Source organism: Bacillus cereus group sp. MYBK227-1, from assembly GCF_051916325.1.
GTDB lineage: Bacteria > Bacillota > Bacilli > Bacillales > Bacillaceae_G > Bacillus_A > Bacillus_A cereus.
In genome coordinates, this window is sequence record NZ_JBQAGK010000005.1 from 367,284 (window position 1) to 388,394 (window position 21,111).

Consider the following 21,111-nt stretch of genomic DNA (forward strand, 5'->3'; position numbering starts at 1 on the left):
GAAGCGTTCTTTCGATAATTAGTCTTTTAAAAGATAGGTTACTTTATTTAAAATCTTTTCGATTTGTTTGGCGTTTTTACTATACATTTCGCTTGCTGATTTCGACTTTGTTTCTAGGGAAAATAGTTCAAGATCAGCATGACATTTTTTTAAAGATGCTAATAATAAAGGTTTATTTTGAGGAGAAGGCATTTGGAGTTTGTCATTGTAAATGTCGATAGTAAGTTGTCCGTATGAATCCACTTGACCGAGGAAGACATTTTCAATAACAACACCGAGTTTTTCTAATTCTGAATGTAGCCAAGCGCGGTTATGTCCGCTTGCTGAAAGAGGTTCATCTAGTACATTTCCATCCATAATAACAGTTTGTGGTTCTTTCTCGTTTGGTACTTTTAAACCGATGTCTTTTGCTGTAAGTGGCTGAGAATCTTTCTTTAATAATACATTTAATTCTCCGCTCGGTTCTAAGACAGCAAATTCGACTTCAGCTACGCTGAACGCACTTTTTCCACGGAGAAGTTCCAGTAATTCGTCACTCGTATATTTTTCTTTCTTCAAGTTATCTTCGAGTATCTTTCCGTCTTTTATTAATACGGTAGATTTCCCTTCAAAGAAGTCCCGAGCTGTTTTGTTCTTTAAAGAGAGGATTCCTGTTAAAAAAGGTACCACAGCGAAAATGAGTATCGCAAAGACGCCGTGAAAAAATTTTGAATCGAGCCCTGTAGATACTTGGGCAGCGATGTCACCAATCGTCATTCCGGCTATGTATTCAAAAAAGGAAAGCTGAGAGATTTGTCTTTTCCCTAACCATTTCGTAATAGCGAATAAAATAATTAATATGAATACAGAGCGAAGAATGACAAGTGTCCATTCCGGCAGGTGAGACATAGTCGTTTCCTCCAGTCTACTTAAAACCCTTTATATTGAGGTTCTTCACGTTCTAATACTGAAATTCTATCCTTTAAATCAGCGATGACGCTGTCCATTTCTAACATACATTCATGAAATACGCGTTTTGATTCTTCGTCTTGTGAATTTAATGAAAGGGAGCTTAAACTTGCTTGGGCGCCCCTTACACTAGCAAGGCAAGTTTTTACGCTAGCGATAACAGTCATATAAATACCTCTTATCCTTTCGGTTTGAATAATAATGCTCCAATGAAGCCGAAAATAATAGCTGCTGATACACCAGCGCTCGTTACTTTAAACATGCCGGTAATAACGCCAACGATGCCATGTTTTGCAGCTTCTTCCATTGCGCCATGAACGAGGGCATTACCAAAGCTTGTAATAGGTACAGTTGCCCCGGCTCCAGCGAAATCAATTAATGGCTCATACAAATTAAATCCATCTAATATAGCTCCAGCAACAACGAGTGTTGCCATTGTATGAGCGGGTGTTAGTTTGCCGACATCAAACATAAGTTGGCCGATTACACATATGAGTCCGCCAATGACGAAAGCCCAGAAAAAAATCATTGCGTTGCACCTCCAAATTCAATCGAAACGGCATGAGCGATACATGGAATTGTTTCTTCTTGTTGGAATGTAAGTGGAGATAGTAAAGCGCCTGTCGCAACGACAAGTATTTTTTTGAACTCTCCTCTTTTCATTCGGTTTAATAAATGACCATACACGACTGTTGCGGAACATCCAGGCCCGCTAGCACCAGCTATGACAGGTTGTCCTTCTCTGTAAATGATAATTCCGCAATCTTGAAATTGTTCGCTCGTTACTTTCGTTCCGTGTTTATGTAGTAAGTCATAAGCAATTTCGCGTCCTACATGTCCGAGATCGCCTGTTACGATTAAATCGTAGTAAGAGGCATCAATTTGGCGTTCACGTAAATGGGCTTCAATTGTATCAACTGCAGCTGGAGCCATTGCGCCTCCCATATTAAACGGATCCGTTAATCCCATATCAATCACTCGTCCGATTGTTGCAGAGGTTACTCTTGGACCGTGTCCAGTATCGCTTAAAATAGCTGCTCCTGCTCCGGTTACTGTCCACTGTGCAGTAGGCGGCTTTTGTCCGCCGTATTCGGTAGGGTAGCGGAATTGTTTTTCTACAGCAGTATTATGGCTTGAAGCTCCAGTTAATAAATATTTTGCACCTTTTGCATTTACGATACTTGCCCCAAGTGCTAAACCTTCCATAGAAGTAGAGCAAGCCCCGAATAGTCCGAGATAAGGAGTGCCAAGTGTGCGGCAAGCAAAGCTTGTTGGAGTGATTTGATTAATTAAATCTCCTGCGAGTACGAATTGAATATCGTCTTTACGAAGTTCTGCTTTTTCAGTAGCGCGGCTACAAGCTTCTTCGAATAAAATTTTATGTGCTTTTTCATAGGAATCTTGTCCAAGCCATAAATCTTCATGAAGGATATCGAAGTCTCCTGGGATGTTCCCCTTTGCTTCAAATGGTCCACCGACAACCCCTGTTGAGATAATGACTGGTTTGTTTTCAAATACCCACGTTCGGTGTCCTTGTAACATTTATAGCCCTCCCCATTGAACGAGAATAGTTTTAATAAGTGCGATGACGAAAGCGGAAAATACACCAAATAAAATAACAGAACCAGCTAGTTTAAACATATTGCCGCCAACGCCAAGGACAAATCCTTCCGTTCGATGCTCAATACATGCGGCAATAACAGAGTTACCAAATCCAGTAACAGGTACAGCTGTACCTGCTCCGGCAAACTGTCCAAAACGATCGTATATACCAAATCCAGTTAGTAACATGGAGATGAAAATGAGAGTTGCGACTGTTGGATTGCCTGCTGAGCGTTCAGTGAAATCAAAATATGTGATATAAAAAGTAGAAATGAGTTGTCCGATGAAGCAAATAAAACCACCGACGAAAAAGGCTTTTATACAATTTTTTAAGACAGGTCGTTTCGGTTCGCGTTCTTGTTCGAATTTTTTATACTCCTGTTGTACAGGGGTTAAGTTTTTATCTTTACTAGCCATTGCAATCCTTCCTTTTCTTTTAAAAAGCGTTAAGTGTTAGACTCCATTTTTTTACCAATGAATTTTAATTGTTTATTAATTTCATCTTTAGATACTTCTTTTTCCTTAATTTTTCTTTCGAGTTTTTCGAGTAACATAAAGATTTTTTTATCTGTACTGACACGAACATCGAAAGTAGGGTGCTCATCACTTAGTTGCTTTTGAAGCTTTTTACGCAGCGGCTTTAATCCAAACCTTTCGTGATGCTCAGGTGTAACTGCTATGTAGAGATCTAAATTTGAATTTACTGCTGTGCTTTTTATAATTTCATCCATAGCGAGAGCTCTTTTTTTCGCTCCTTGTGATATAGATTGATTAAAGGATTCCGTACTCGTCTTTGTTAACTTTGGACCTTTTTCTTTCTCCGTTCGTTTTGCTTCTTCTTTCACTTTTTTATCTAAAGGACTATTATCACATCCGGTAAAAGAGCTAAATAGAAGTGCAAATAATGCGGTTATGAGGCCGAGTTTTCGCATAATTATCATTCCATTTCTATTGCAATATGTAATGTGATAGAAAAAGGATGACTGCATATCATCCTTTTTCTATTTCACAGCAAGACCGATTCGTTATTGCTGTGAGTATTGTGGTTCTTCTTGTTGGACTTCTTCAACGCGCGGGTTTAAAGAATCGATAATCGTTTGTGTTTGCTGCGCAGCTGTTTGGAAAAGTTGCTTCGCTTGTTGGTTATCCGTATCAAGAGCGAATCCCTCTAAGCTAGCTTGTGCACTTTTTAATCCAGAGACAGTTTGCTTTAATTTTGTAATTACAGTCATTGAATGAAGCCCCCTTTGGAATATCAATTCAAAGATTATAATTTGTGAGTTGGGCTGAATTTATGATTGGAAAATTTAGGGGTGGAATAGATTTTATATGCTTTTAGCTAAGGTGCATAAGGTATTATGGGGATATTTTTATTGATTTAGATGGATTTTATTGCTATTATTATGAGAAGAAAATGAAGTGTTTTCTATAATCATGCGCCCATAGCTCAGTCGGATAGAGCGGTGGTTTCCGGTACCACGTCTGGTATGGATAAGGAAGCTAATCGAGGGTTAGGCGCTATATAAAGCCGTTTGGTATTGTTTTTAACGCTTAACTTGAGCGAGAACAAACCGCAATTGTCCTACGAAGGCATTAGCGAGTTAGTGTCGCATAGTTAGGACATGCTACGGACTGTTAAATGAGAATAATGAAAATATATTTACGGAGAGCTTCCGTCTGAAAAAATTCAGATAGGGGGCTCTTTTTTATTATGTTAAAAAACAGACGAGTTGTAAAAAGACGAAGAGAAATAGTTGATTTTATCGATACTACCGAAGAATTAAGCACAGAAACGGTGATAAGAATTGTTACGCAGGCTTTTCAAGCGGAAGGGTTCAGAAAGCGTACCATCGATGATTACACAAAGCTTTTTCATTATTTTATGCGAGAGTTAAACATCGAAAAGGTTGAGATTATTACCGCGAAGCACGTGCAAATGTATATTAATAAATTACTTAGTCGGGAATTAGCTCCCGCTACTATAAATATTCGCATATCAGCATTGAAATCGGTTTTTAAGCGACTACATGAACAGGGATATATCAAAAGTAATCCTGCAGTGGACTTCGTGAAATTGCGTACTGATGAGGCACCGATCTTTACGCTAAATAATAATCAAATCAAGCGTCTCTTTCGTGTTGTAGATAAGACTACCTACGCAGGTTATAGAGATTACTGTGCTATGTTGCTTATGTTACATTGTGGTCTACGTGTGAATGAGGTTAATCAGTTAGAAGCTAATGATTTAGATTTTGATAACCTTACGATTATGTTATCAGGGGCTAAGAATAAGAATCGAAAAACTAGAGCCGTTCCTATGACAAAGAAAATTGCGGAAGAGCTACGAATGCTTATCGATGAAAGTCGGGAGTATTTCGAAGGCACTACAAATGTTTTTCTTACGCAAGATGGAAATTCGATAGATAATGATTTGTTGCGTAAGCGTATGTATCGCTATGGGCAGTTAGCGGGGCTTTCAAAAGAATGCCGTCCATCACCGCATAGTTTGCGTCATACTTTTGCTACGAACTTTTTGCGAAATGGTGGAAGTGTTAACGCACTAATGCGAATTATGGGGCATGCGGACATTACAACAACTATGCGATATGTTCGTTTAAACGACGAAGCAGTAAAAGAACAATACGAGAAAGTAGCCGCCAAGAACGACTACGGAGTATAACAACGAAAAAAGCCTCCAACCGCCATTGGAGACTCAAAACTATACATATCGAAACTAAATAACGGACAAGCCGTATCAGTCCGACCATCTACTTTGCATTCTATCGAAAAAATTCGAAGATTGCAAGGCGTCTTTAGTAATGTCTTTTTTAGGTACTGATGCGGTAAGTCAAAAAGCGGAAGCCGTACCGCTTAAAAAACGTAAAAGGTGAGCGAGAGCCGACGCAAATAAATCAGCGCTATACAACCAACATGTATCCCCTTCCGCATGCGTATAGGCTAGGTGATTGCGACCATTAACGGCAAGGAGTGGCAATACGTTGTTCTAAGGAACAGGGTGTATTATCGGGCTTAATCGTAAGATTGGGCGCATATTGGGACGTATGGATATGAGATAGTGTGTGCGAAAGTGCAGGGACGGAAGGGGCGTTACTACGATACACTACAAGCGATCCGACGCTAGTAAAACGCCTTACCCCTTATTTGCATAGATACTACGAAATTATGACAAAGTTTAAACGCTTTGTTATTTTTTATCGATGCGAATAGGGGTGAAAACTGCGCCCAACTCAACCTAGCTTCGCTCACCTCGGCTAGTCGCCGTCCACCGATTGTCAATAGCGTAAATTCGATATTGAACGCCACTAGCGGAAGTGAGTTGAATATCGGAGGGTACAGGTGCTATAAGAGGTGGAAGACTTACATATGGAAAGCAGACTTAATATAAGACAATACGCAAATAAAGGCGAAGACATAAGCGCAACATTAAATAGAATAGCGATACTGGCTAAAGAAGAAGTGGAAGATTATTACACTGGAATATGTGATAATAAGTATGTAGAAAAAATCGAAGCTCATTACATACCGTTGATTGAACGCTTAGCTAAAAATAATTGGTATAAGACAAATAACGAGGTACACTTTATCGATGATTGTTTTCGTAGGATAAGATATGCGATTAGAACTTTTGATATAAATAAGGGCGATTTCGATAAGAGGGTTAAGTGTTTTATTTATCAGGCTTTACGTAAATATTGTGGAGAAAGAGGAAAAAGAAGAACGGTACTAACACTTATAAGTGATATAAACGTACTTGAAACGCTAGAGGTTTGTGCAGAAAATGCGGAAGAGAAAGCGATCTGCAATATAATGACTACCCGAGATACTTACGCAAAGCTATATGAAAACATATGCAAGAAGAAAATAGATTTTATTGTACTAGATACTATGATACATACGGCAGAGAATTACAATAGGGTTACAGAAGCCGAAATCTCTAGAGTATTATCGAAAAAGACGGGGCGATCATTTGATTCCGCTAGAAGTACGGTGAGAGGATTTAAGCAAAGAATCCGAAAAAGAAATATTAGAAAGGAAGATAGGGCGTGAAGGATAGAAAGAAAGAGAAAAATACAAGGGTGAATCTGTTAATAGTTGCATTTGTATTGCTGGTTGTTACAAAGATAATTGGAAACGTCATTATAGGTGGGGTAGCAGTATTGTTTGCGATGGCTGTAGTCGCATCGGTTATTACTGCGAGAATAGGGGGCTTTATGCGGAAGAAGAAAGAAGAAGAAGAAGAAGAAGAAGAAGAGGACATATAAAGATTTGGAAAAGATGGAGGAATTATGCTATGAGGAACAAGCGTAAAGAGAGATATTTAATTATATTCGCATTTTTATTTATGTGCGCAGCGAAGGCATTCGGAAACCTATATGTAGCAGCATTCGGTGTTGTATTTGGATTATCGGTAGGTTTGGCATGTGTTACTGAGATGGTTGGCGATTTTATACGCAGGAGGAAAGGAGAAGGAGACGCCTGATGAATTGATTTAATAAAGATTGTGGTGAATACATAAAGGGTAATATCGAAGTATGTTACGTATGGGAATTTGAGTGTCCTTTTTGAAATCTACTATTAATATATAACAAATTAACATAGGTTGATTGATATGCATTAAAATACACGGGGGAATTACTATGAAGCCATTGAAGAAAGTAGTTTTATTAGGTGTGGCGACAATGTCAATCTTTAGTGCTTGCTCTACGAAAGAAAAAGCGGATTATGAGCCATATAAGAAACAAGAATCTGTTGAAACTGCGCAAGGAGAAGAGGAAACATCCAATCCGTCTAAGGTCGAGAGGATTGAATATGAACCTACGAAGGATGAGAAACCGCAACAAGTGGAGGAATCCACGAAGGAAGATGCGGAGATTAACGACAGACGTCCATATTATAAAGATGCAAATAACGACGCGCCAACCGTATCACTAGAACAGTATGACGGCATCAAGGTCGGAATGTCTGCGAATAAAGTCAAGGAGATAGCGGGAATGCCTAGATTCATCGAGAAATATAAGTCGTTCTCTATCTACGGATATTTAGGGCGTGGTGGAGAAGGCACGATGACTATAACGTTTAATCCTGATGGTAGTGTAACGAAGAAAGAGCAAGATGGTCTTAGAAATACTCAAGTTAATGAAAATAGTTCAACTGGTAATGGTGACCGTAATTCTAAACCTGCTACGAAATCTAGTACTAAAATTCCGAACGATTACTGCGGACATGGGCACGATGAAACGAAGGAACCAGAGCATGACTGCGATAAGATTATTGATGAAGAGGCACACCGAAGACATCTAGAGCAACAGGAAAGAGAATATGAAGAACAGCAACGTAAGGAAGCGAAAAAATACCAAGATGAAATGACTGAAGAGGATAAGGCGAGAATCTTACGTCAAGAAAAACGTTGGAATACGCCTAGCGGTGGTATTGGTGCTACTTGGCAAGATGAATTAAAAGAAATAGAAGAGAAGGAAGCGCAAGAGAATGCACAACAATAGCACATTACAACGGGCGGTGGGAACTGATTTTTTGTGACTGGCGGAATAAAAGGGGGATGTATAATGGACGTAATTTCAAAATGGACTAATCATCATATGAGCATTAGGGGAAGAAAAAATTTGGTTTCCTCTGATGAAATGTGGAGTGAAAAGTTTATAGATTTACAAAATAATAAAGGTAATTTAGAAATTGTTAAATCAAATACTTTGCTATTCAGGGTTCATAATGGTGGGAATGATGAGCCAGATTATGATGATTATAATGATCGGGGAGAAAATCAAAACGAGGAGTATGCGTATAATTATAATAACTGGCTAGATGAGAATAATGTTGAGCGTATTCGTTTTGATAATCATTGGGTATCATTTACAAAAAGTGTAGATGTTATCGGTTCAAATTATTTTGGTGAAAATGGACGCAGAGGATTTGTTATAGTGATTTCTTCTGATAAGGCAATTGATATTTCTTCTTTGAGAACTAGAGGATTCGATGAGCAAGAAGTTGTTGCTCCAATGGATAGAAAAACACTAAGAGAAATATTGAATTTCAAAGACTTCATAAAGAAGTATGGTACTGGAAATTCTGATTATGAAAAAAGCGAAAAATACCAAGACGAAATAAAGGGAATGGAGATTCAGAAATAAAATAACGTAGCCGACGCAAAAGAACGCATAATAGCAAAGGCAAAGGCAAAGGCAAAGGCATTTGCGTCGGTATATGTGTAGCGAGAGTATTGCGCATGTGCAACGCCAGTTGTTGTTAAGTTGTTGTTAATTGAGCGTTTTGTATTGAAATGTTGCTTAGAGCAACGTTATAATAGGAATATGGATGCATTGGCAGTGCATTGTAAAAGCAGAGGCTAAAGCAAAAGTATTGCAAACGCAAACGTAAAAAGCAGACGCTTAAATGTATACAAAAGCCAGAGCGTTTTATAATATGCAGAATATTTACTGGCATTTAAGGAATACTATATAAAGAAAAAAGTCTCTCAAGTGCTACCAACACTGAAAGACTTTAGATAAAAATATTACTTCTTTCCTTTGCTCATGTTAATCATTCCCATAACAACCATGAGTAAAGAGCAAACCGCAGTAACGGTGATTGCATCCATATGTATTCACCACCTTACGAAGCTTGTCGTACTACCAATACGACGGGCTTTTTTCGTATATTCGTATTATAACCCAACTTGGTTATAGATTCCAAAAGTTATTTTCTATACAAAAAACTAAATCTTTATTTTGAAACTAATAGGAACAAGCCTAAAGTAATCATGAACTACTATGCTTTGAGGTATGCGAAATTGTATAATAATTTCCTAACACTTCTAAGCGAAGCGGTACGCATTAATTTGCGCCCACTTCGTTTTTTTTGTTTTATTGTTTAGTAATGTATCTCGCCATTCTTTCTATAAATTACCAATAATTAGGCGATATGCAAAAGCTGCTTTTTACTTTCTCATTTTTTCTTTTCTTGTCAAAATATCTTGTTTATAAAATAATTTATCGCGAGTTGTCTCTTTAATCGGTGTTATTTTCCCCTCTTTTACCAATTTGTTTAAATACTGTCTAGAACACCCGAGAATATCTAATGCTTCCGATGAATTTAAAATTTCATCTTGTATAAATTTTGTTAGTTGTTCTTTTGTTTCAAATTTAAACATTCTTCTTCTCCTTTATATACAGGATAATTATATTAACCAACATTAAAAATACAGCTATTCCAGTAAAAATAATGTAGATATAACTCCCCGTATCTAGATTGTTATAATCAAGGGTTGTTAAAACAAAAATTAAAAATATAGCAACAGGGACATTTGTCCAGATGAATTTTTTCATAATTAGTATGAATGTGTTATAATCTTAGGTATAGGAGAGGCTTCTCTCTCCCTGTGGTTACTTTGAGTCGTCTTCTTGGTGGGAGCGACTCTTTTCTCTTTAACCTTGTAGTATATGTATCTACACTGTTTTCACTTAGTAATGATAACTGGCTCAAGGCTACTATTACAGCACCTAAGACTATCCACAAATTCATGCTTTCACCTCCATTTCCTTATAACCTTATTATACAATATAGTTGATATGAGGCAATTGATTCGTATGCTTTTTCCTTAAGTTGATTAAAAACGCAAGTAGCGAAAATCTATTTCTCTTAAAAGAATACTAAATAAATGATAAAAGGGTGCTAGGTTGATTAGTCTATTTACTATTTTCCACCTTTCCCGCATTTGTTTCGTACCTCTGTTTATTTATATTTCATACTGTATAAATCGAATGTTAATATTAATGTAAACTCGTGTAATATTTCCGATGAAACGGCGAATCCCTTGCGAGAGTAAGGTTTACGTTGGTTACGTCTAGTGAAGATAGTTACAACCGTTTACGTATATACGACCTCATAGGGATTGGTACACTTCGCTACATTTCGGTAGTTATCGCTAGTGATTTATGATAGATTGCGTATAGTGAGCGTTTTACATCAATACATATGTGTAGTACTTTGTGTAGATTTGTAGTTATAGCTATACATCAGCAGAAGCTGATTGTGGAGGTCTATTCGAAATTTCAAGGGGTGAAGAAGTCAGCACATAATAAAAAGACACCGACCTATTCTGTCGATGCTTCTTGCTGGTCCCGTTGCTTTCTAGCGAATCGTTGTAGCGTACTCATGCTAATACCCGTTGCTTCCGATAGCTGGCGGAATGAGTAGCCCATTTTCTCTTTCATACGCATAGCTTCGACTAGTTTTTTATCTGAATGCGACTTCGGGCGACCTTCCTTGTAATTCGGATTCTGTCTAGCTACTATTTTACCTTCTTGTGTTCTTTCTAAGATTAGGTTGCGCTCCATTTCTGCGACTGCTAATAACGTTTGTAAGAAGAATCGCCCCATTGTCGTATCTTCTAGTAGTCCTACGTTGAGAACGTGAACCCTTATACCTCTTTTGAATAGCGCTTCAATTATCTCGATACCTTCCTTTGTATTACGTGCAAGGCGATCTAGCTTCGTTACTGTCAGTGTATCTCCTTCGCTTAATACTGTGAGTACCTTCGATAGTTCGGGGCGATCTGTAGTCGTTCCCGTGAACTTTTCCGAATAAATGACATCGCATCCTTCTACTTTTAACGTTTGTAGTTGTGATTCTAAATCTTGAGTTACCGTTGAGACACGAGCGTATCCATATTTCATAATTAATCCGTCCTTTCTGCGCCATCACTTTTGACATAGAGTTACGACATAATAAGATGATGCTATATTACTACACTTTAAAATCTGTGTCAAATCTCGAGAGTTATGACATAAATATGATGACATTGCACCAATTACCCACGGACTTATAAGAATAGAAATACCCCGCTATATGTTTTATATTTTCACAAGTCTGCACATCATTCGACCAATAGCCCGCATCATATTACCAAACCATCGATACATAATTGCAATACCCCGACGCATTTAACCCGTCATACCATACCGCCACAATGCGCACCATATAGGCTCATATAGGCGCTTCTATCTGCGTATGTCGTAAGTATTCTAAGTAATTAACGACTCGTTCGCGAAGTCCTAGACGTTGCTAAATGATGACCTATTCCGTAATACACCACGCCAATACCATCGGCACACCACACGATACCACGGCGGTATGATACGATACCACAACGCAATGATGTGATAAGGCAATGGCGTGAAGAGTTACGTTGTGTTTGCGCGAAGAACTTCGATTGAATTATTCTGCTGAGAACTTTCGTGGAGAAGGACTTCGAAACTCAAGGGGTTGAAAAAGAATGCGACGAAAACTTTATGCAATCTTTTATTCATCTTCTTCGAATCGAATGCGAAAGAAGAATGCTTTCAAATCAACGTTTCTTTTAATGCATAAAACTTTTATCGAAATGAATGTTCGTCGAAAGTGCGAAGAAAGTTATTAAATCAACGTTTCAAAACAACTTCCGAAAGTAACACAAAGTCCTTCTGTTGCATTCGTTATTCATTCGATTGAATATCGCATTCACCAAGCCGACATCCCATTCCCCGAAATCTCACAACCCCCCAAGCCCACCGTCAACACCCCCTGAAGCAAGCCCCTACAAAAAGTACCCGCAATTTTTGAACTGAGGGCGTTGTTCTTGACGCAATCACTTACGAAATCCTTCCGCATATCTATTAACAATATTACGCAATGTATTGGTGTTTATATATACGAAGGGACAAACAATCTTATTAACGGACGTAGCGTCCTTATTATATTGTAACTGACGCATTGCGTTAGATTACTATCACTGGTGACGGCTTCCCCACCGTCCCTCTTTCTTCTATATAAAGAGTATCGGCGCTTCGCTTCGAGTGTTCGCACTGCTCTCACTATCAACTATATTACTGCGTTATTTATTAAAGAGATTATCGCATTCTACAAATAATACTGGGAGCGCTAGCGAGTAGTGATGGAGCGCAATCTTTCTATTTGTGCGTAGTCATAATTAGTTATCAGTCGTTGTTATGTAGTTGATGCGTAAAAATAAACATACCCAAGATATACAATAATAAGAAGGGATTCAGACCTATAAACAGCGAAATCCCTTGTGGGAGTAAGAGTGAAGTCACTTTTGTACATTGCACATTTTGGGCATGATTTGAGTATTTTGTTGCACATTTTGGGCATCTGTTTACACCAGCCTATAGTGTATATCTGATTGCTTATGAATAAAAAGTAGCATATTTTGTGTAATTTCCACACGATATACAAAAAACACTCCTTTGGACGGGTTAATAAGTGTAAGGGATTAAACATCTTTTATAAACCACCACAAAGGAGAATGGACAATATGGACTTAAATAACTTAGGAAATCAACTAATAACAACGGACGGCGAAATTATCGATATAGAGTCGTTAAAAGTAGCGTTAATCAACGGTGTGATTAAAGCACAGAACCGCCAAAAGGACGGTTATAAAAAGGCGTTACGAAAAAAGAAAACACGAGATGGACGTGCATTCGCGAAGGTAGCGAGAGCGATCTCAGAGCAAAACGATGACCTGAAGGGCGCAGATTTAGGCGTACTACTCGATTTAATGCAACATATCTATTATGAGCGTGGCGGATTATTAATGAATAGTAGCTGTCGTGGAAGGCGTGAACTCGACCCGATGACGATTAAAGATATTATGAACGTTACGGGGAAAAGTCGCAGGGGTATCGACCAAATTATCGCTAGACTAGAAGAGAAAGACATCGTAATTGTCGATAGAACTAATAAGACTGCGAAATATTATCTAAACGAAAAATACATCGCTTGCGGAAAAGGCGACATGGAGGATGATTATGTAATGGTATATAAAACGCACACGAAACGAATCATGGACAGATTAGCGGACGCAGAAAAAGGAATCATATTTAAACTATTACCGTACATTCATATGGAATCCTGCCTACTCGTTGAAAATCCAAGTGAGCGTGACTTAACGAAGATTGAGCCATTAACTATGAGCCGTATCGCAGAAGTTACGGGATTAAGTAGGAAATCAATCACGAATCGCTTAAAAACAATGATTAATGCGGGGGCTATCGCACGAATCGAATGTAGCAGAACTGCTTACTCAATTAACCCACGTGTAGCATGTCGAATCCCTAGTGAAGACGTACCAAGTGATATTATGATGCAATTCGATATCTTAGAATCTAAAGTTCAAAACTAATAATGCGGAGGGCTTAACGGCTCTCCTATTATTTAAAATAAATTAAAGAACTTTGCGTTAGGTATGCAAATAAATGGCTGTTAGCCACCGATACAGTATGAAGGGGTAAAAATACTTTATCTAAACTTAAAACATATAAAATACATGGTTTTTATATTACTAACTTAACTTTGCTCTGTGTTCACCTGCACTGAGCTGATTCATAGGGGGACAGGTATGTCAATCCTGTCTCCGCCTCCATTTTAATTTGGAACCATATCAAGTATATGGTAGTAATATCAATCGATTAAATATAAGGAGTTGATAGAAAGTGAGCGAAACAGCTAAACGAGCAAATGCGAATAGGATACGTCTCATCAGAAAAATCCTTGGTATGACTCAAAAGGAGTTCGCAAAGCAATTCGGAGTACAACCACTTGCAGTAACTCGGTGGGAAACTGCGAAGCAGGTCCCTAACGGTTACCGAATGCGTAAAATGGAACAATTAATCGGTAGTAATAACTTATATAAGCTAGACATTCTTATTAGGGATATAGCGACAAAAGGTGCAAGACAGGCGGTATCATCAGAAATTAAAAAGCTGAAACAGGAGGGGAGCGATCAAAATGACGAAGTCAACGAACGTAAATCGACCGATTCTAGTAACGAATATTCATAAATTACACGGTAAAGAGTTTCTAGTTTCGTATGTCTATGATTTTGGTAAACAAGTAGCTGAATTCGTAGTGCCAGTCGATGAAGTGCGTCATTTACCAACACAATTCCGAGAGTACGTACATAAGAACTGCAAGGCGCATAATCCAGCGTTTGATTTATTAACCTGCACCGAAGAAATATTCAAAATGTGTATCAATGAAACGGATGTCTCACAATTCTTCAAACATAAGTCGGAAGTGAGCGAAACATTCCGCACAATGGAACATCCGAAAGTTACTAATGCGTTATGTAGTATTTACGAATTAGTACCCCCTGAAGAAATACCAAAGAAGAAAGTATCTAAAGCAGAGAAATTCTTCATTAAAGTATTAAACAAAGTAGCGGAAACACTTAATAAACTGACTAAATTAATCAAAGGAGATGTTGAGTAAAATGGAACTAATGCGTTGGGATGGGAAAACTAGATGGCTATCGAAGAACACTAAGGAGAATGAGTTTGACGCGAAATACAAAAAGGCTGTAGCAGAAGCCAAAGAATCCGTGAAAAAAGCGACCGAGAATTACGAAGCTATCTTATTGAAAGAGTTTGCAGGTGATGATGTAGTTGCTGATAAAAAGAAAGCGTTGGTGTCCATTGAAAAGGCGAATAAGATACTAAAGATCGCCGAAGACGAATTAAAAAAAGCAGAGGAATATTCGTCAGTAAATCTAAGGGATAACATGACTATCGATGAGTTAGCGGATAGTTGGTGGCAATATAGAGCTGAAGTTCGTGCGACACAATTAGCGCCGATTATTGAACGGCAAAGAAACGCATTGAAAGAGTTTTATGAATCCCTAATAGAGTATGAGAAATTCGCAGATAAATATGAAGAAGACCACAAGTGGGCTAGTGACTTAACGCGTAGAATTAGAGGGGAGAAGGGCTATTATTCCCTAGGCAGGATAACAGATAGGCGCGATATTATATATCCTTCTGACAAAGAGTTAGAACTAGCACGAGTACACAGACGTGTACCAACTAGATTACTAAAAGGAGATGAATAATATGAACTCAATGAATCTAAATGAAATGAGAGCAGATATTCTTAATAAGTTACGAAATGGTGTGGAATTAACACAAGGAGACATGACAAGCGCAAGCCGTGTTGCATCAAGTAGTGGGCATATTAACGATAAGGTTACATATGTAACGGTTAAAAATACGTTACAGTCTCAATTAAAGAAAAGGGGTAAGTAAGGTAAGTACGATTTAAACAAATAAAGAACAGCGATTAGGACGTTATCCGCAGAGGGTAGCGTCTTTTTGTTGCATTTAAACAATGAAGGGAATGAGGAATATGTCAGCATCAGCAGGTGAAGTCAGGGCAAGGCTTGTCCTAGATAACGCTCAATTCCGTGCAGGGGTTGCACAATCTCGTGCGGATATGCAAGGACTCGACAGAGGTTCTCAAAGTACATCGAAAGGAATGTCAGCACTAGGAAAGGCGTCGGCTATCGCAGGAGTTGCGATGGTGGGCGCTATTGGTGCTTCGATTAAATCTGCGATGAACTTCGAGCAATCTATGGCGAAGGTTAAGGCGATATCAGGAGCAACGGATAATGAGTTCGCTCAATTAACGAATACAGCGAAGCATTTAGGTGCTACCACACAATTCAGCGCAAGTCAAGCAGCGGAAGGTCTATCGTTTCTATCGATGGCAGGATTCAAAGCGCAGGACAGTATGGACGCACTTCCATCCGTTCTTAACCTTGCAGCGGTCGGCGGAATCGAACTCGGAAAGAGCGCAGATATCGCATCGAATATCATGACAGGATTCGGATTGAATGCGAAAGATACCGACAAGGCAGTCGACGTTTTAGCGAAGACAATGACAACGGCGAATACCGATCTTGACATGTTAGGTATGGCAATGAAATATGTTGCGCCAGTTGCGAAGTCATTAGGTTGGGGAATCGAAGACTCGGCGACAGCAATTGCGAAGATGTCCGATGCAGGTATTCAAGGTTCGCAAGCAGGTACGTCATTGAGGGCAGCCCTACTATCGTTAGCGAATCCGACAGGACAAACCGAGAAAGCATTCAAGAAATTAGGGATTTCCGTAGTAGATGCGAATGGGCAGTTTAAACCACTTCCTGAACTAATCGGACACATCAGCGGAAAGATGGAAGGAATGACGGACGCACAACGTACCGTGACCGCTGCAAGGTTAGTAGGTACGGAAGCATCAGCAGGTTTCCTTGCGTTACTAGACCAAGGACAAGGTTCATTACAAAAGTACAAGAACGAACTAGAACTGTCAGGTGGAACAGCCGAACGAGTAGCGAGAATTCAGCAAGAAACACTTCAGGGGGCATTTACGCAACTACAATCCGCAACGGAAGGCGTAGCAATTGCAATAGGTGAAGCAATGCTTCCTGCGTTCACGAACCTAGCAAGCGGTATGACATCGATGGTCGGCGTTCTCGGAAAGCTAGACCCGCAATTCGTATCATTCGGATTAACACTCGGAGCAGTTACGGCAGGAACGGCGCTTATCGGTGTCGGAATCTACAAAATAATTACCGCAATGAGAGCATTATCTGTCGCTATCGTAACGAACCCAGCTACGATGTGGATTGCAGGTATCTCAGCAGGTCTTGGAGTACTGACGGCTGCGATGGTGCATGGCAAGAGCGAAGCGGAACAGTATAAAGCGGTCAGTATGGATACGTATAGGGAAATCGGCGAACAAGCACGTACAGTCGACGACTTAGCGACTCAATTCGATGAAATGCGTGGGGAAATCAACCTAAGTAATGACGAGTTACTTCGTTACAGGGACGTAATGAAAGAGGTTGAGAGAGTTGAAAATCCTGAAAAGAAAAAAGCACTAGTTGATGAAATGGATAGACTCGCTAAAGCGTCAGGTGTATCGCATGAAGAATTGAAAAAGTTCTTAGGCGTCAATGACGAAATGATTGCGAAAGCACCTGCCACGGCGCAAGCATACAGCAAAAACGGCGAAGCTATCGCATTAAGTGCGGACGCAGCTCGTGAGTTGGTTTCCGCCCTTAAAGAGAAGCAGAAACTCGAATTAGACCAGCAGTTAAACCAGTCGTACAAGAACCAAGCGAAAGACCTGAAGGACTACGCGCAAAATGTCAAGGAAGGAAACGAGAAAATCGCCAATCGTAAGAATCTCGTTAAAGACGTAGAAACGCAACAGAAGAAAGTAAATGAACTAGAAGCAAAGTACAACGAAGCGGTTGATAAAGGACAAAAAGGTAAAGCACACATGCTCAAGAAGGAGTTGTCTCATGAAGAAGCGATCTTGGGCAAGAAGAAGGAAAAGATAGATGCGAATGAACTCGCAATCTCCCAGCACCGTACCGAGATTCAATCGATTGTAGACAAACGAAAAGAAGCGGAAAACATCGTACGTACTCGTGTAGCTGAAGCGATGCAAGCAACGAAAATCTCGTATGAAGTCGGAAAGGAAGTCGAAGCAATCGATAAGGCTCTCGAAGGTCATAATAAAACGATTGCATCTTACGAGAAGAAGCAAGCCAATCAGCAGAAGATTACCGAGAAACAACAGGAAGAGTACGAGAATGCGGTAAAGAATAAGGGTGTGTTAGAAGAGACAAAGAACTCTATCGGAGAGTTGCGAGAGAAGCATGCGAAGAATACCGAAGAGTACGATAAGCAACTCGAAAAGGCTGGGAAGTTGAACGAGAAGACGAAAGAGCCTGTCGATAAGAAGGTGAATCTCGAAACTGACGAAGCTAAGTCGAAGAACAAAGAAGTCGAAGGTGAAATCGAAAAGCAGAAAGACAAAAAGATGGGAGTGGACGATAAGCAAGCACAAGACGGTATCAAGAAAACCGAGAAAGATATCGAGAATAAAAAGGATAAGAAAATGGGCGTCGATAAAAAGGACGCTGAGAAGGGAATCGCCGATATCGATAAGAAAGCGGTAGCCGAAAAAATCAAGAAAATCTTCGGTAACACGACAGCAGCGAAGCTACTTATCGACCTTCTCGACAAGCAAGCAACGGCAGAGAAAACGAAGAAAGTCAAGGCAGACAAGTCGCAAGCTGACTCGGCAATTGCGGATACTGACCGCAAAGCCCTAGCAGAGAAAGTCAAGAAGATTCTCGGTGACGGTAAGATGGCGGACGCAGTAATCAAAGAACTCGATAGTAGTGCGGAGAAGAAAAAGACAAAGCCGATAGATGCGGATACGTCGAGCGCAGATTCAAAGCATGAGACATTAATGGGCAAAATCGTGAAAACAGCAACGAAGCGAATCTCACTGGAATGGCTGGGCGATCTTAATCCGCTAAAGTACTTCCATTCAGGTGGAACGGTCGGTGCATCTCCTTCGAATAGGTCTACTCGACCAAAGTATCACAGTGGCGGGAATCCTCGTGGACTAGTCGGCAAGGGAGCGAAGTTCGACGAAGTAGATGCGAGATTACTGAAGAACGAGATGGTACTTACGCAAGCACAACAGTCGAATCTATTTAACTTCATTCGTACTGCGAATCGACCTTCGACAATGGGCGCAGTAGCGCCGAATAAAGGTGGAGGACAGGTCGGAAATACTATGATGACTGTAAACGTCAATGTCGCAGAAATGAATGTACGTGACGACCAAGACTTACCGAAGTTGGCGAAAGAAATCAGTCAAGAGATGGCTAGAATGGAACGACAAAAATCAAGAGCGAGGGGGCAATGGTAGCAGGGGAGAAATGGCGATGCTTAACGGTGTCGCCTTCTTTTTGGCGAGAAGAAGGTCGCCGAGAATCGCAATTCTATCGATTTATCTTTTATTTCGTGGGTAGTAGGGTATCTAATTGCGTCAGAATCGCACCCTAAAGCTCGTGTAGAAGAGATTTTTATGCTTGCCTATTAGGATAGCGTCAGGATATAATATCCATATGTAAAGAAGCGAACGTCTATGTGTTGGTGTTCGTATCCTACGTTTAACTTTCGATAAGAACAAATCGGAAGAAGACGGAGGCAAACCGTTGATATTATCATAATCTCATGCGCCCATAGCTCAGTTGGATAGAGCGGTGGTTTCCGGTACCACGTCTGCCGGGGGTTCGAATCCCTCTGGGCGCGTCAAAAAGTCCTAACTTACGTTTTGTAGGTTAGGACTTTTTTTATTTCCCTCTTGTTATATCTGGTAATAAGATTTACTATTAGTACTTGATGATAATTTTTAACCTTATTATTTTCTTTCAATATTATTCAAATTTCGGTTGTAAGTTGTAAATCTCATTAATACATATAAATTAATAATATTTTGGAATGGGTGTCTGCGTGAGGATTCTCCTTTTACCAAACTTATTGTACAATAGAAACAAGGGGGAGATTAGTTTGAAGGCAAGTCTTTTACAAGAACAAAGCTTACGTTTGGCAATGACACAAGAGTTAAGGCAAGCGATTACAATGCTCCAGTATAATGTACAAGAATTATCGGAGTTTTTGTATGAGCAATCGTTAGAGAATCCCCTTATTGAGTTAGGTGGTTTTGAGAGGGAGAAGAAAAAGAGCTCTAACAACAGTAAAAGTACCAGCAAACAAGTCGAGAATCAGATGGAGATCTACAGTGTGGATTCTACAACGATTCAGCAACATTTATTAAATCAAATACAGTATTATAAAATAGATGAAGAAGAGCGAAAAGTAGCTTCCTTCATTATTATGAACATGGATGGAAATGGATATTTACAAGAAACGAATGAAGAGTTAGCAGAGCTCCTTTCTGCGCCCATTCATGTAGTCGACCGCTCTGTAGAGCTTGTCCAATCACTGGAACCAGCAGGGGTAGGGGCGCGTAATATTCAGGAATGTTTAACCTTGCAATTGAAGCGCTTACAAAGACGTAATGGATTAGCAGAAGAGGTTGTAGAAGATCATTTCGCTTATTTCGTGAAGAAAGATTGGCGAAAGCTCGTTCAAGTGTTGAAGTGTAGTAATGAGGAATTGCAGAGTGCGGTAAATTGTATAACGTCATTACAACCAAAACCAGGTCTTGCGTTTTCTTCAGATAAACCACTTTACATTGTACCTGATATGGCGGTGAAAAAAGATGGCGATCGCCTCGTCTTACAAATGAACGAGAGAAATATGCCGAGAATTGAAATTCATTCTGAATATAGTGCGCTTCTTAATAATAGTGAAAGTGAAGTAGCATCTTACGTATCAGAAAAGTATCAGCATGTGCAGTGGATTATGCGCAGTTTGAAGCAGAGAAAACAGACATTGCTGCAAGTAATGACTATTATTATGGAAAAACAACGTGATTTCTTCTGGAAAGGTCCAGAGTATTTAAGACCTCTCGCTTTAAAAGAGGTAGCTGAAGAGTTAAGTGTGCATGAATCGACAATTAGTCGTGCGACGCGAAATAAATATGTGCAAACACCACACGGTTTATTTGAGATGAAATCGTTCTTTAGCAATGCCGTTTCGACGACTGAAGATGAAGCAGTTTCTACAAAACGTGTAAAACAATTTATTCAAACGTTAATTGGGGCAGAGGATAAGAAAAAGCCACTTTCAGATCAAAAGATTTCAAAATTATTAGAAGAAGAGCATGAAATTGTTATTTCTCGAAGAACAGTGGCGAAGTATAGAGAACAAATGCATATCCCAGCTTCGTCATTACGAAAAACGATCGGATAGGTGAAGA

General features: G+C 39.5%; 23 protein-coding genes and 1 tRNA gene. 15 read left to right on the top strand and 9 right to left on the bottom strand.

The window, feature by feature from the left end:
* Positions 1-18 precede the first annotated feature (18 nt).
* The 7 genes from ACTFRM_RS23125 to ACTFRM_RS23155 all read right to left on the bottom strand — a co-directional run bounded on the left by ACTFRM_RS23125 (position 19) and on the right by ACTFRM_RS23155 (position 3,782).
* Positions 19-888, bottom strand: a complete 870-nt coding sequence (locus tag ACTFRM_RS23125) for a DUF421 domain-containing protein (protein ID WP_000018924.1) — start codon at positions 886-888, stop codon at positions 19-21.
* Positions 889-908: 20 nt separating this feature from the next.
* Positions 909-1,115, bottom strand: coding sequence for a DUF1657 domain-containing protein (locus ACTFRM_RS23130; protein ID WP_000215909.1), 207 nt, complete (start codon positions 1,113-1,115; stop codon positions 909-911).
* A gap of 11 nt (positions 1,116-1,126) precedes the next feature.
* Positions 1,127-1,477, bottom strand: a complete 351-nt coding sequence (spoVAE, locus tag ACTFRM_RS23135; protein WP_000575919.1) for a stage V sporulation protein AE — start codon at positions 1,475-1,477, stop codon at positions 1,127-1,129.
* A complete protein-coding gene (gene spoVAD / locus ACTFRM_RS23140) occupies positions 1,474-2,490 on the bottom strand; it encodes a stage V sporulation protein AD (RefSeq protein ID WP_173600699.1) in 1,017 nt (338 codons plus the stop codon). The genes spoVAE and spoVAD overlap by 4 nt, the downstream gene beginning before the upstream one ends.
* A complete protein-coding gene (gene spoVAC, locus ACTFRM_RS23145) occupies positions 2,491-2,967 on the bottom strand; it encodes a stage V sporulation protein AC (protein ID WP_000146953.1) in 477 nt (158 codons plus the stop codon).
* A 29-nt stretch (positions 2,968-2,996) separates the two neighbouring features.
* Complete coding sequence (locus ACTFRM_RS23150) at positions 2,997-3,482, bottom strand: YhcN/YlaJ family sporulation lipoprotein (RefSeq protein WP_001228545.1); 486 nt, start codon at positions 3,480-3,482, stop codon at positions 2,997-2,999.
* Between the two features lie 93 nt (positions 3,483-3,575).
* Positions 3,576-3,782 carry a DUF1657 domain-containing protein gene (locus ACTFRM_RS23155; RefSeq protein ID WP_000216166.1) on the bottom strand — a complete coding sequence of 69 codons (207 nt, stop codon included), beginning with the start codon at positions 3,780-3,782 and terminating at the stop codon, positions 3,576-3,578.
* Between the two features lie 479 nt (positions 3,783-4,261).
* Here ACTFRM_RS23155 and ACTFRM_RS23160 point away from each other — a divergent pair, with 479 nt between their 5' ends.
* The 6 genes from ACTFRM_RS23160 (at position 4,262) to ACTFRM_RS23185 (ending at position 8,717) form a co-directional block, all read left to right on the top strand.
* Positions 4,262-5,230: a tyrosine-type recombinase/integrase gene (locus ACTFRM_RS23160; RefSeq protein ID WP_000916954.1), complete on the top strand. Its 969-nt coding sequence runs from the start codon at positions 4,262-4,264 to the stop codon at positions 5,228-5,230.
* 704 nt (positions 5,231-5,934) lie between these two features.
* Positions 5,935-6,618, top strand: a complete 684-nt coding sequence (locus ACTFRM_RS23165) for a hypothetical protein (RefSeq protein WP_000445878.1) — start codon at positions 5,935-5,937, stop codon at positions 6,616-6,618.
* Positions 6,615-6,833 carry a hypothetical protein gene (locus ACTFRM_RS23170; protein ID WP_440043611.1) on the top strand — a complete coding sequence of 73 codons (219 nt, stop codon included), beginning with the start codon at positions 6,615-6,617 and terminating at the stop codon, positions 6,831-6,833. Before ACTFRM_RS23165 ends, ACTFRM_RS23170 begins: the two co-directional genes overlap by 4 nt.
* A 29-nt stretch (positions 6,834-6,862) precedes the next feature.
* The gene (locus ACTFRM_RS23175) at positions 6,863-7,051 is read left to right on the top strand and encodes a hypothetical protein (protein ID WP_001244915.1); all 189 of its coding nucleotides are present in this window, start codon (positions 6,863-6,865) and stop codon (positions 7,049-7,051) included.
* A gap of 157 nt (positions 7,052-7,208) precedes the next feature.
* Entirely contained in the window at positions 7,209-8,072 is an 864-nt protein-coding gene (locus ACTFRM_RS23180; RefSeq protein WP_440043612.1) for a hypothetical protein, read from the top strand.
* Positions 8,073-8,135: 63 nt separating this feature from the next.
* Positions 8,136-8,717, top strand: a complete 582-nt coding sequence (locus ACTFRM_RS23185; RefSeq protein ID WP_440043613.1) for a hypothetical protein — start codon at positions 8,136-8,138, stop codon at positions 8,715-8,717.
* 806 nt (positions 8,718-9,523) lie between these two features.
* On the opposite strand, the gene ACTFRM_RS23190 is transcribed toward ACTFRM_RS23185, so the two are convergent.
* Both ACTFRM_RS23190 and ACTFRM_RS23195 read right to left on the bottom strand, forming a co-directional pair.
* Positions 9,524-9,736 (bottom strand): helix-turn-helix transcriptional regulator, encoded by a 213-nt coding sequence (locus ACTFRM_RS23190; RefSeq protein WP_000472089.1) that lies wholly within the window; start codon positions 9,734-9,736, stop codon positions 9,524-9,526.
* A gap of 943 nt (positions 9,737-10,679) precedes the next feature.
* A complete protein-coding gene (locus ACTFRM_RS23195) occupies positions 10,680-11,261 on the bottom strand; it encodes a recombinase family protein (RefSeq protein WP_000873669.1) in 582 nt (193 codons plus the stop codon).
* A 599-nt stretch (positions 11,262-11,860) separates the two neighbouring features.
* On the opposite strand from ACTFRM_RS23195, the gene ACTFRM_RS23200 reads away from it, so the two are divergent.
* From ACTFRM_RS23200 to rpoN, 9 genes are all read left to right on the top strand, one after another.
* The gene (locus ACTFRM_RS23200) at positions 11,861-12,004 is read left to right on the top strand and encodes a hypothetical protein (protein WP_157462696.1); all 144 of its coding nucleotides are present in this window, start codon (positions 11,861-11,863) and stop codon (positions 12,002-12,004) included.
* Between the two features lie 894 nt (positions 12,005-12,898).
* Positions 12,899-13,768: a hypothetical protein gene (locus ACTFRM_RS23205; RefSeq protein ID WP_232487795.1), complete on the top strand. Its 870-nt coding sequence runs from the start codon at positions 12,899-12,901 to the stop codon at positions 13,766-13,768.
* A gap of 310 nt (positions 13,769-14,078) precedes the next feature.
* Complete coding sequence (locus ACTFRM_RS23210; protein WP_000004753.1) at positions 14,079-14,426, top strand: helix-turn-helix domain-containing protein; 348 nt, start codon at positions 14,079-14,081, stop codon at positions 14,424-14,426.
* Complete coding sequence (locus ACTFRM_RS23215; protein WP_061139637.1) at positions 14,374-14,856, top strand: hypothetical protein; 483 nt, start codon at positions 14,374-14,376, stop codon at positions 14,854-14,856. Before ACTFRM_RS23210 ends, ACTFRM_RS23215 begins: the two co-directional genes overlap by 53 nt.
* A 1-nt stretch (position 14,857) precedes the next feature.
* Entirely contained in the window at positions 14,858-15,472 is a 615-nt protein-coding gene (locus ACTFRM_RS23220) for a hypothetical protein (RefSeq protein ID WP_440043615.1), read from the top strand.
* A gap of 1 nt (position 15,473) precedes the next feature.
* Positions 15,474-15,665, top strand: a complete 192-nt coding sequence (locus ACTFRM_RS23225; RefSeq protein WP_001087498.1) for a hypothetical protein — start codon at positions 15,474-15,476, stop codon at positions 15,663-15,665.
* 100 nt (positions 15,666-15,765) lie between these two features.
* The gene (locus tag ACTFRM_RS23230; protein ID WP_440043616.1) at positions 15,766-19,152 is read left to right on the top strand and encodes a phage tail tape measure protein; all 3,387 of its coding nucleotides are present in this window, start codon (positions 15,766-15,768) and stop codon (positions 19,150-19,152) included.
* Between the two features lie 310 nt (positions 19,153-19,462).
* Positions 19,463-19,538 (top strand) — tRNA-Arg (locus ACTFRM_RS23235).
* A gap of 258 nt (positions 19,539-19,796) precedes the next feature.
* Complete coding sequence (rpoN, locus tag ACTFRM_RS23240) at positions 19,797-21,104, top strand: RNA polymerase factor sigma-54 (RefSeq protein WP_000647959.1); 1,308 nt, start codon at positions 19,797-19,799, stop codon at positions 21,102-21,104.
* Positions 21,105-21,111 lie beyond the last annotated feature (7 nt).

Bases quoted from the DNA above. Each gene is read 5' to 3' on its own strand.
- ACTFRM_RS23125 (WP_000018924.1), bottom strand. From the start codon at position 888: ATGTCTCACCTGCCGGAATGGACACTTGTCATTCTTCGCTCTGTATTC.
- ACTFRM_RS23130 (WP_000215909.1), bottom strand. From the start codon at position 1,115: ATGACTGTTATCGCTAGCGTAAAAACTTGCCTTGCTAGTGTAAGGGGC.
- spoVAE (WP_000575919.1), bottom strand. From the start codon at position 1,477: ATGATTTTTTTCTGGGCTTTCGTCATTGGCGGACTCATATGTGTAATC.
- spoVAD (WP_173600699.1), bottom strand. From the start codon at position 2,490: ATGTTACAAGGACACCGAACGTGGGTATTTGAAAACAAACCAGTCATT.
- spoVAC (WP_000146953.1), bottom strand. From the start codon at position 2,967: ATGGCTAGTAAAGATAAAAACTTAACCCCTGTACAACAGGAGTATAAA.
- ACTFRM_RS23150 (WP_001228545.1), bottom strand. From the start codon at position 3,482: ATGCGAAAACTCGGCCTCATAACCGCATTATTTGCACTTCTATTTAGC.
- ACTFRM_RS23155 (WP_000216166.1), bottom strand. From the start codon at position 3,782: ATGACTGTAATTACAAAATTAAAGCAAACTGTCTCTGGATTAAAAAGT.
- ACTFRM_RS23160 (WP_000916954.1), top strand. From the start codon at position 4,262: ATGTTAAAAAACAGACGAGTTGTAAAAAGACGAAGAGAAATAGTTGAT.
- ACTFRM_RS23165 (WP_000445878.1), top strand. From the start codon at position 5,935: ATGGAAAGCAGACTTAATATAAGACAATACGCAAATAAAGGCGAAGAC.
- ACTFRM_RS23175 (WP_001244915.1), top strand. From the start codon at position 6,863: ATGAGGAACAAGCGTAAAGAGAGATATTTAATTATATTCGCATTTTTA.
- ACTFRM_RS23180 (WP_440043612.1), top strand. From the start codon at position 7,209: ATGAAGCCATTGAAGAAAGTAGTTTTATTAGGTGTGGCGACAATGTCA.
- ACTFRM_RS23185 (WP_440043613.1), top strand. From the start codon at position 8,136: ATGGACGTAATTTCAAAATGGACTAATCATCATATGAGCATTAGGGGA.
- ACTFRM_RS23190 (WP_000472089.1), bottom strand. From the start codon at position 9,736: ATGTTTAAATTTGAAACAAAAGAACAACTAACAAAATTTATACAAGAT.
- ACTFRM_RS23195 (WP_000873669.1), bottom strand. From the start codon at position 11,261: ATGAAATATGGATACGCTCGTGTCTCAACGGTAACTCAAGATTTAGAA.
- ACTFRM_RS23200 (WP_157462696.1), top strand. From the start codon at position 11,861: ATGCGACGAAAACTTTATGCAATCTTTTATTCATCTTCTTCGAATCGA.
- ACTFRM_RS23205 (WP_232487795.1), top strand. From the start codon at position 12,899: ATGGACTTAAATAACTTAGGAAATCAACTAATAACAACGGACGGCGAA.
- ACTFRM_RS23215 (WP_061139637.1), top strand. From the start codon at position 14,374: ATGACGAAGTCAACGAACGTAAATCGACCGATTCTAGTAACGAATATT.
- ACTFRM_RS23220 (WP_440043615.1), top strand. From the start codon at position 14,858: ATGGAACTAATGCGTTGGGATGGGAAAACTAGATGGCTATCGAAGAAC.
- ACTFRM_RS23225 (WP_001087498.1), top strand. From the start codon at position 15,474: ATGAACTCAATGAATCTAAATGAAATGAGAGCAGATATTCTTAATAAG.
- ACTFRM_RS23230 (WP_440043616.1), top strand. From the start codon at position 15,766: ATGTCAGCATCAGCAGGTGAAGTCAGGGCAAGGCTTGTCCTAGATAAC.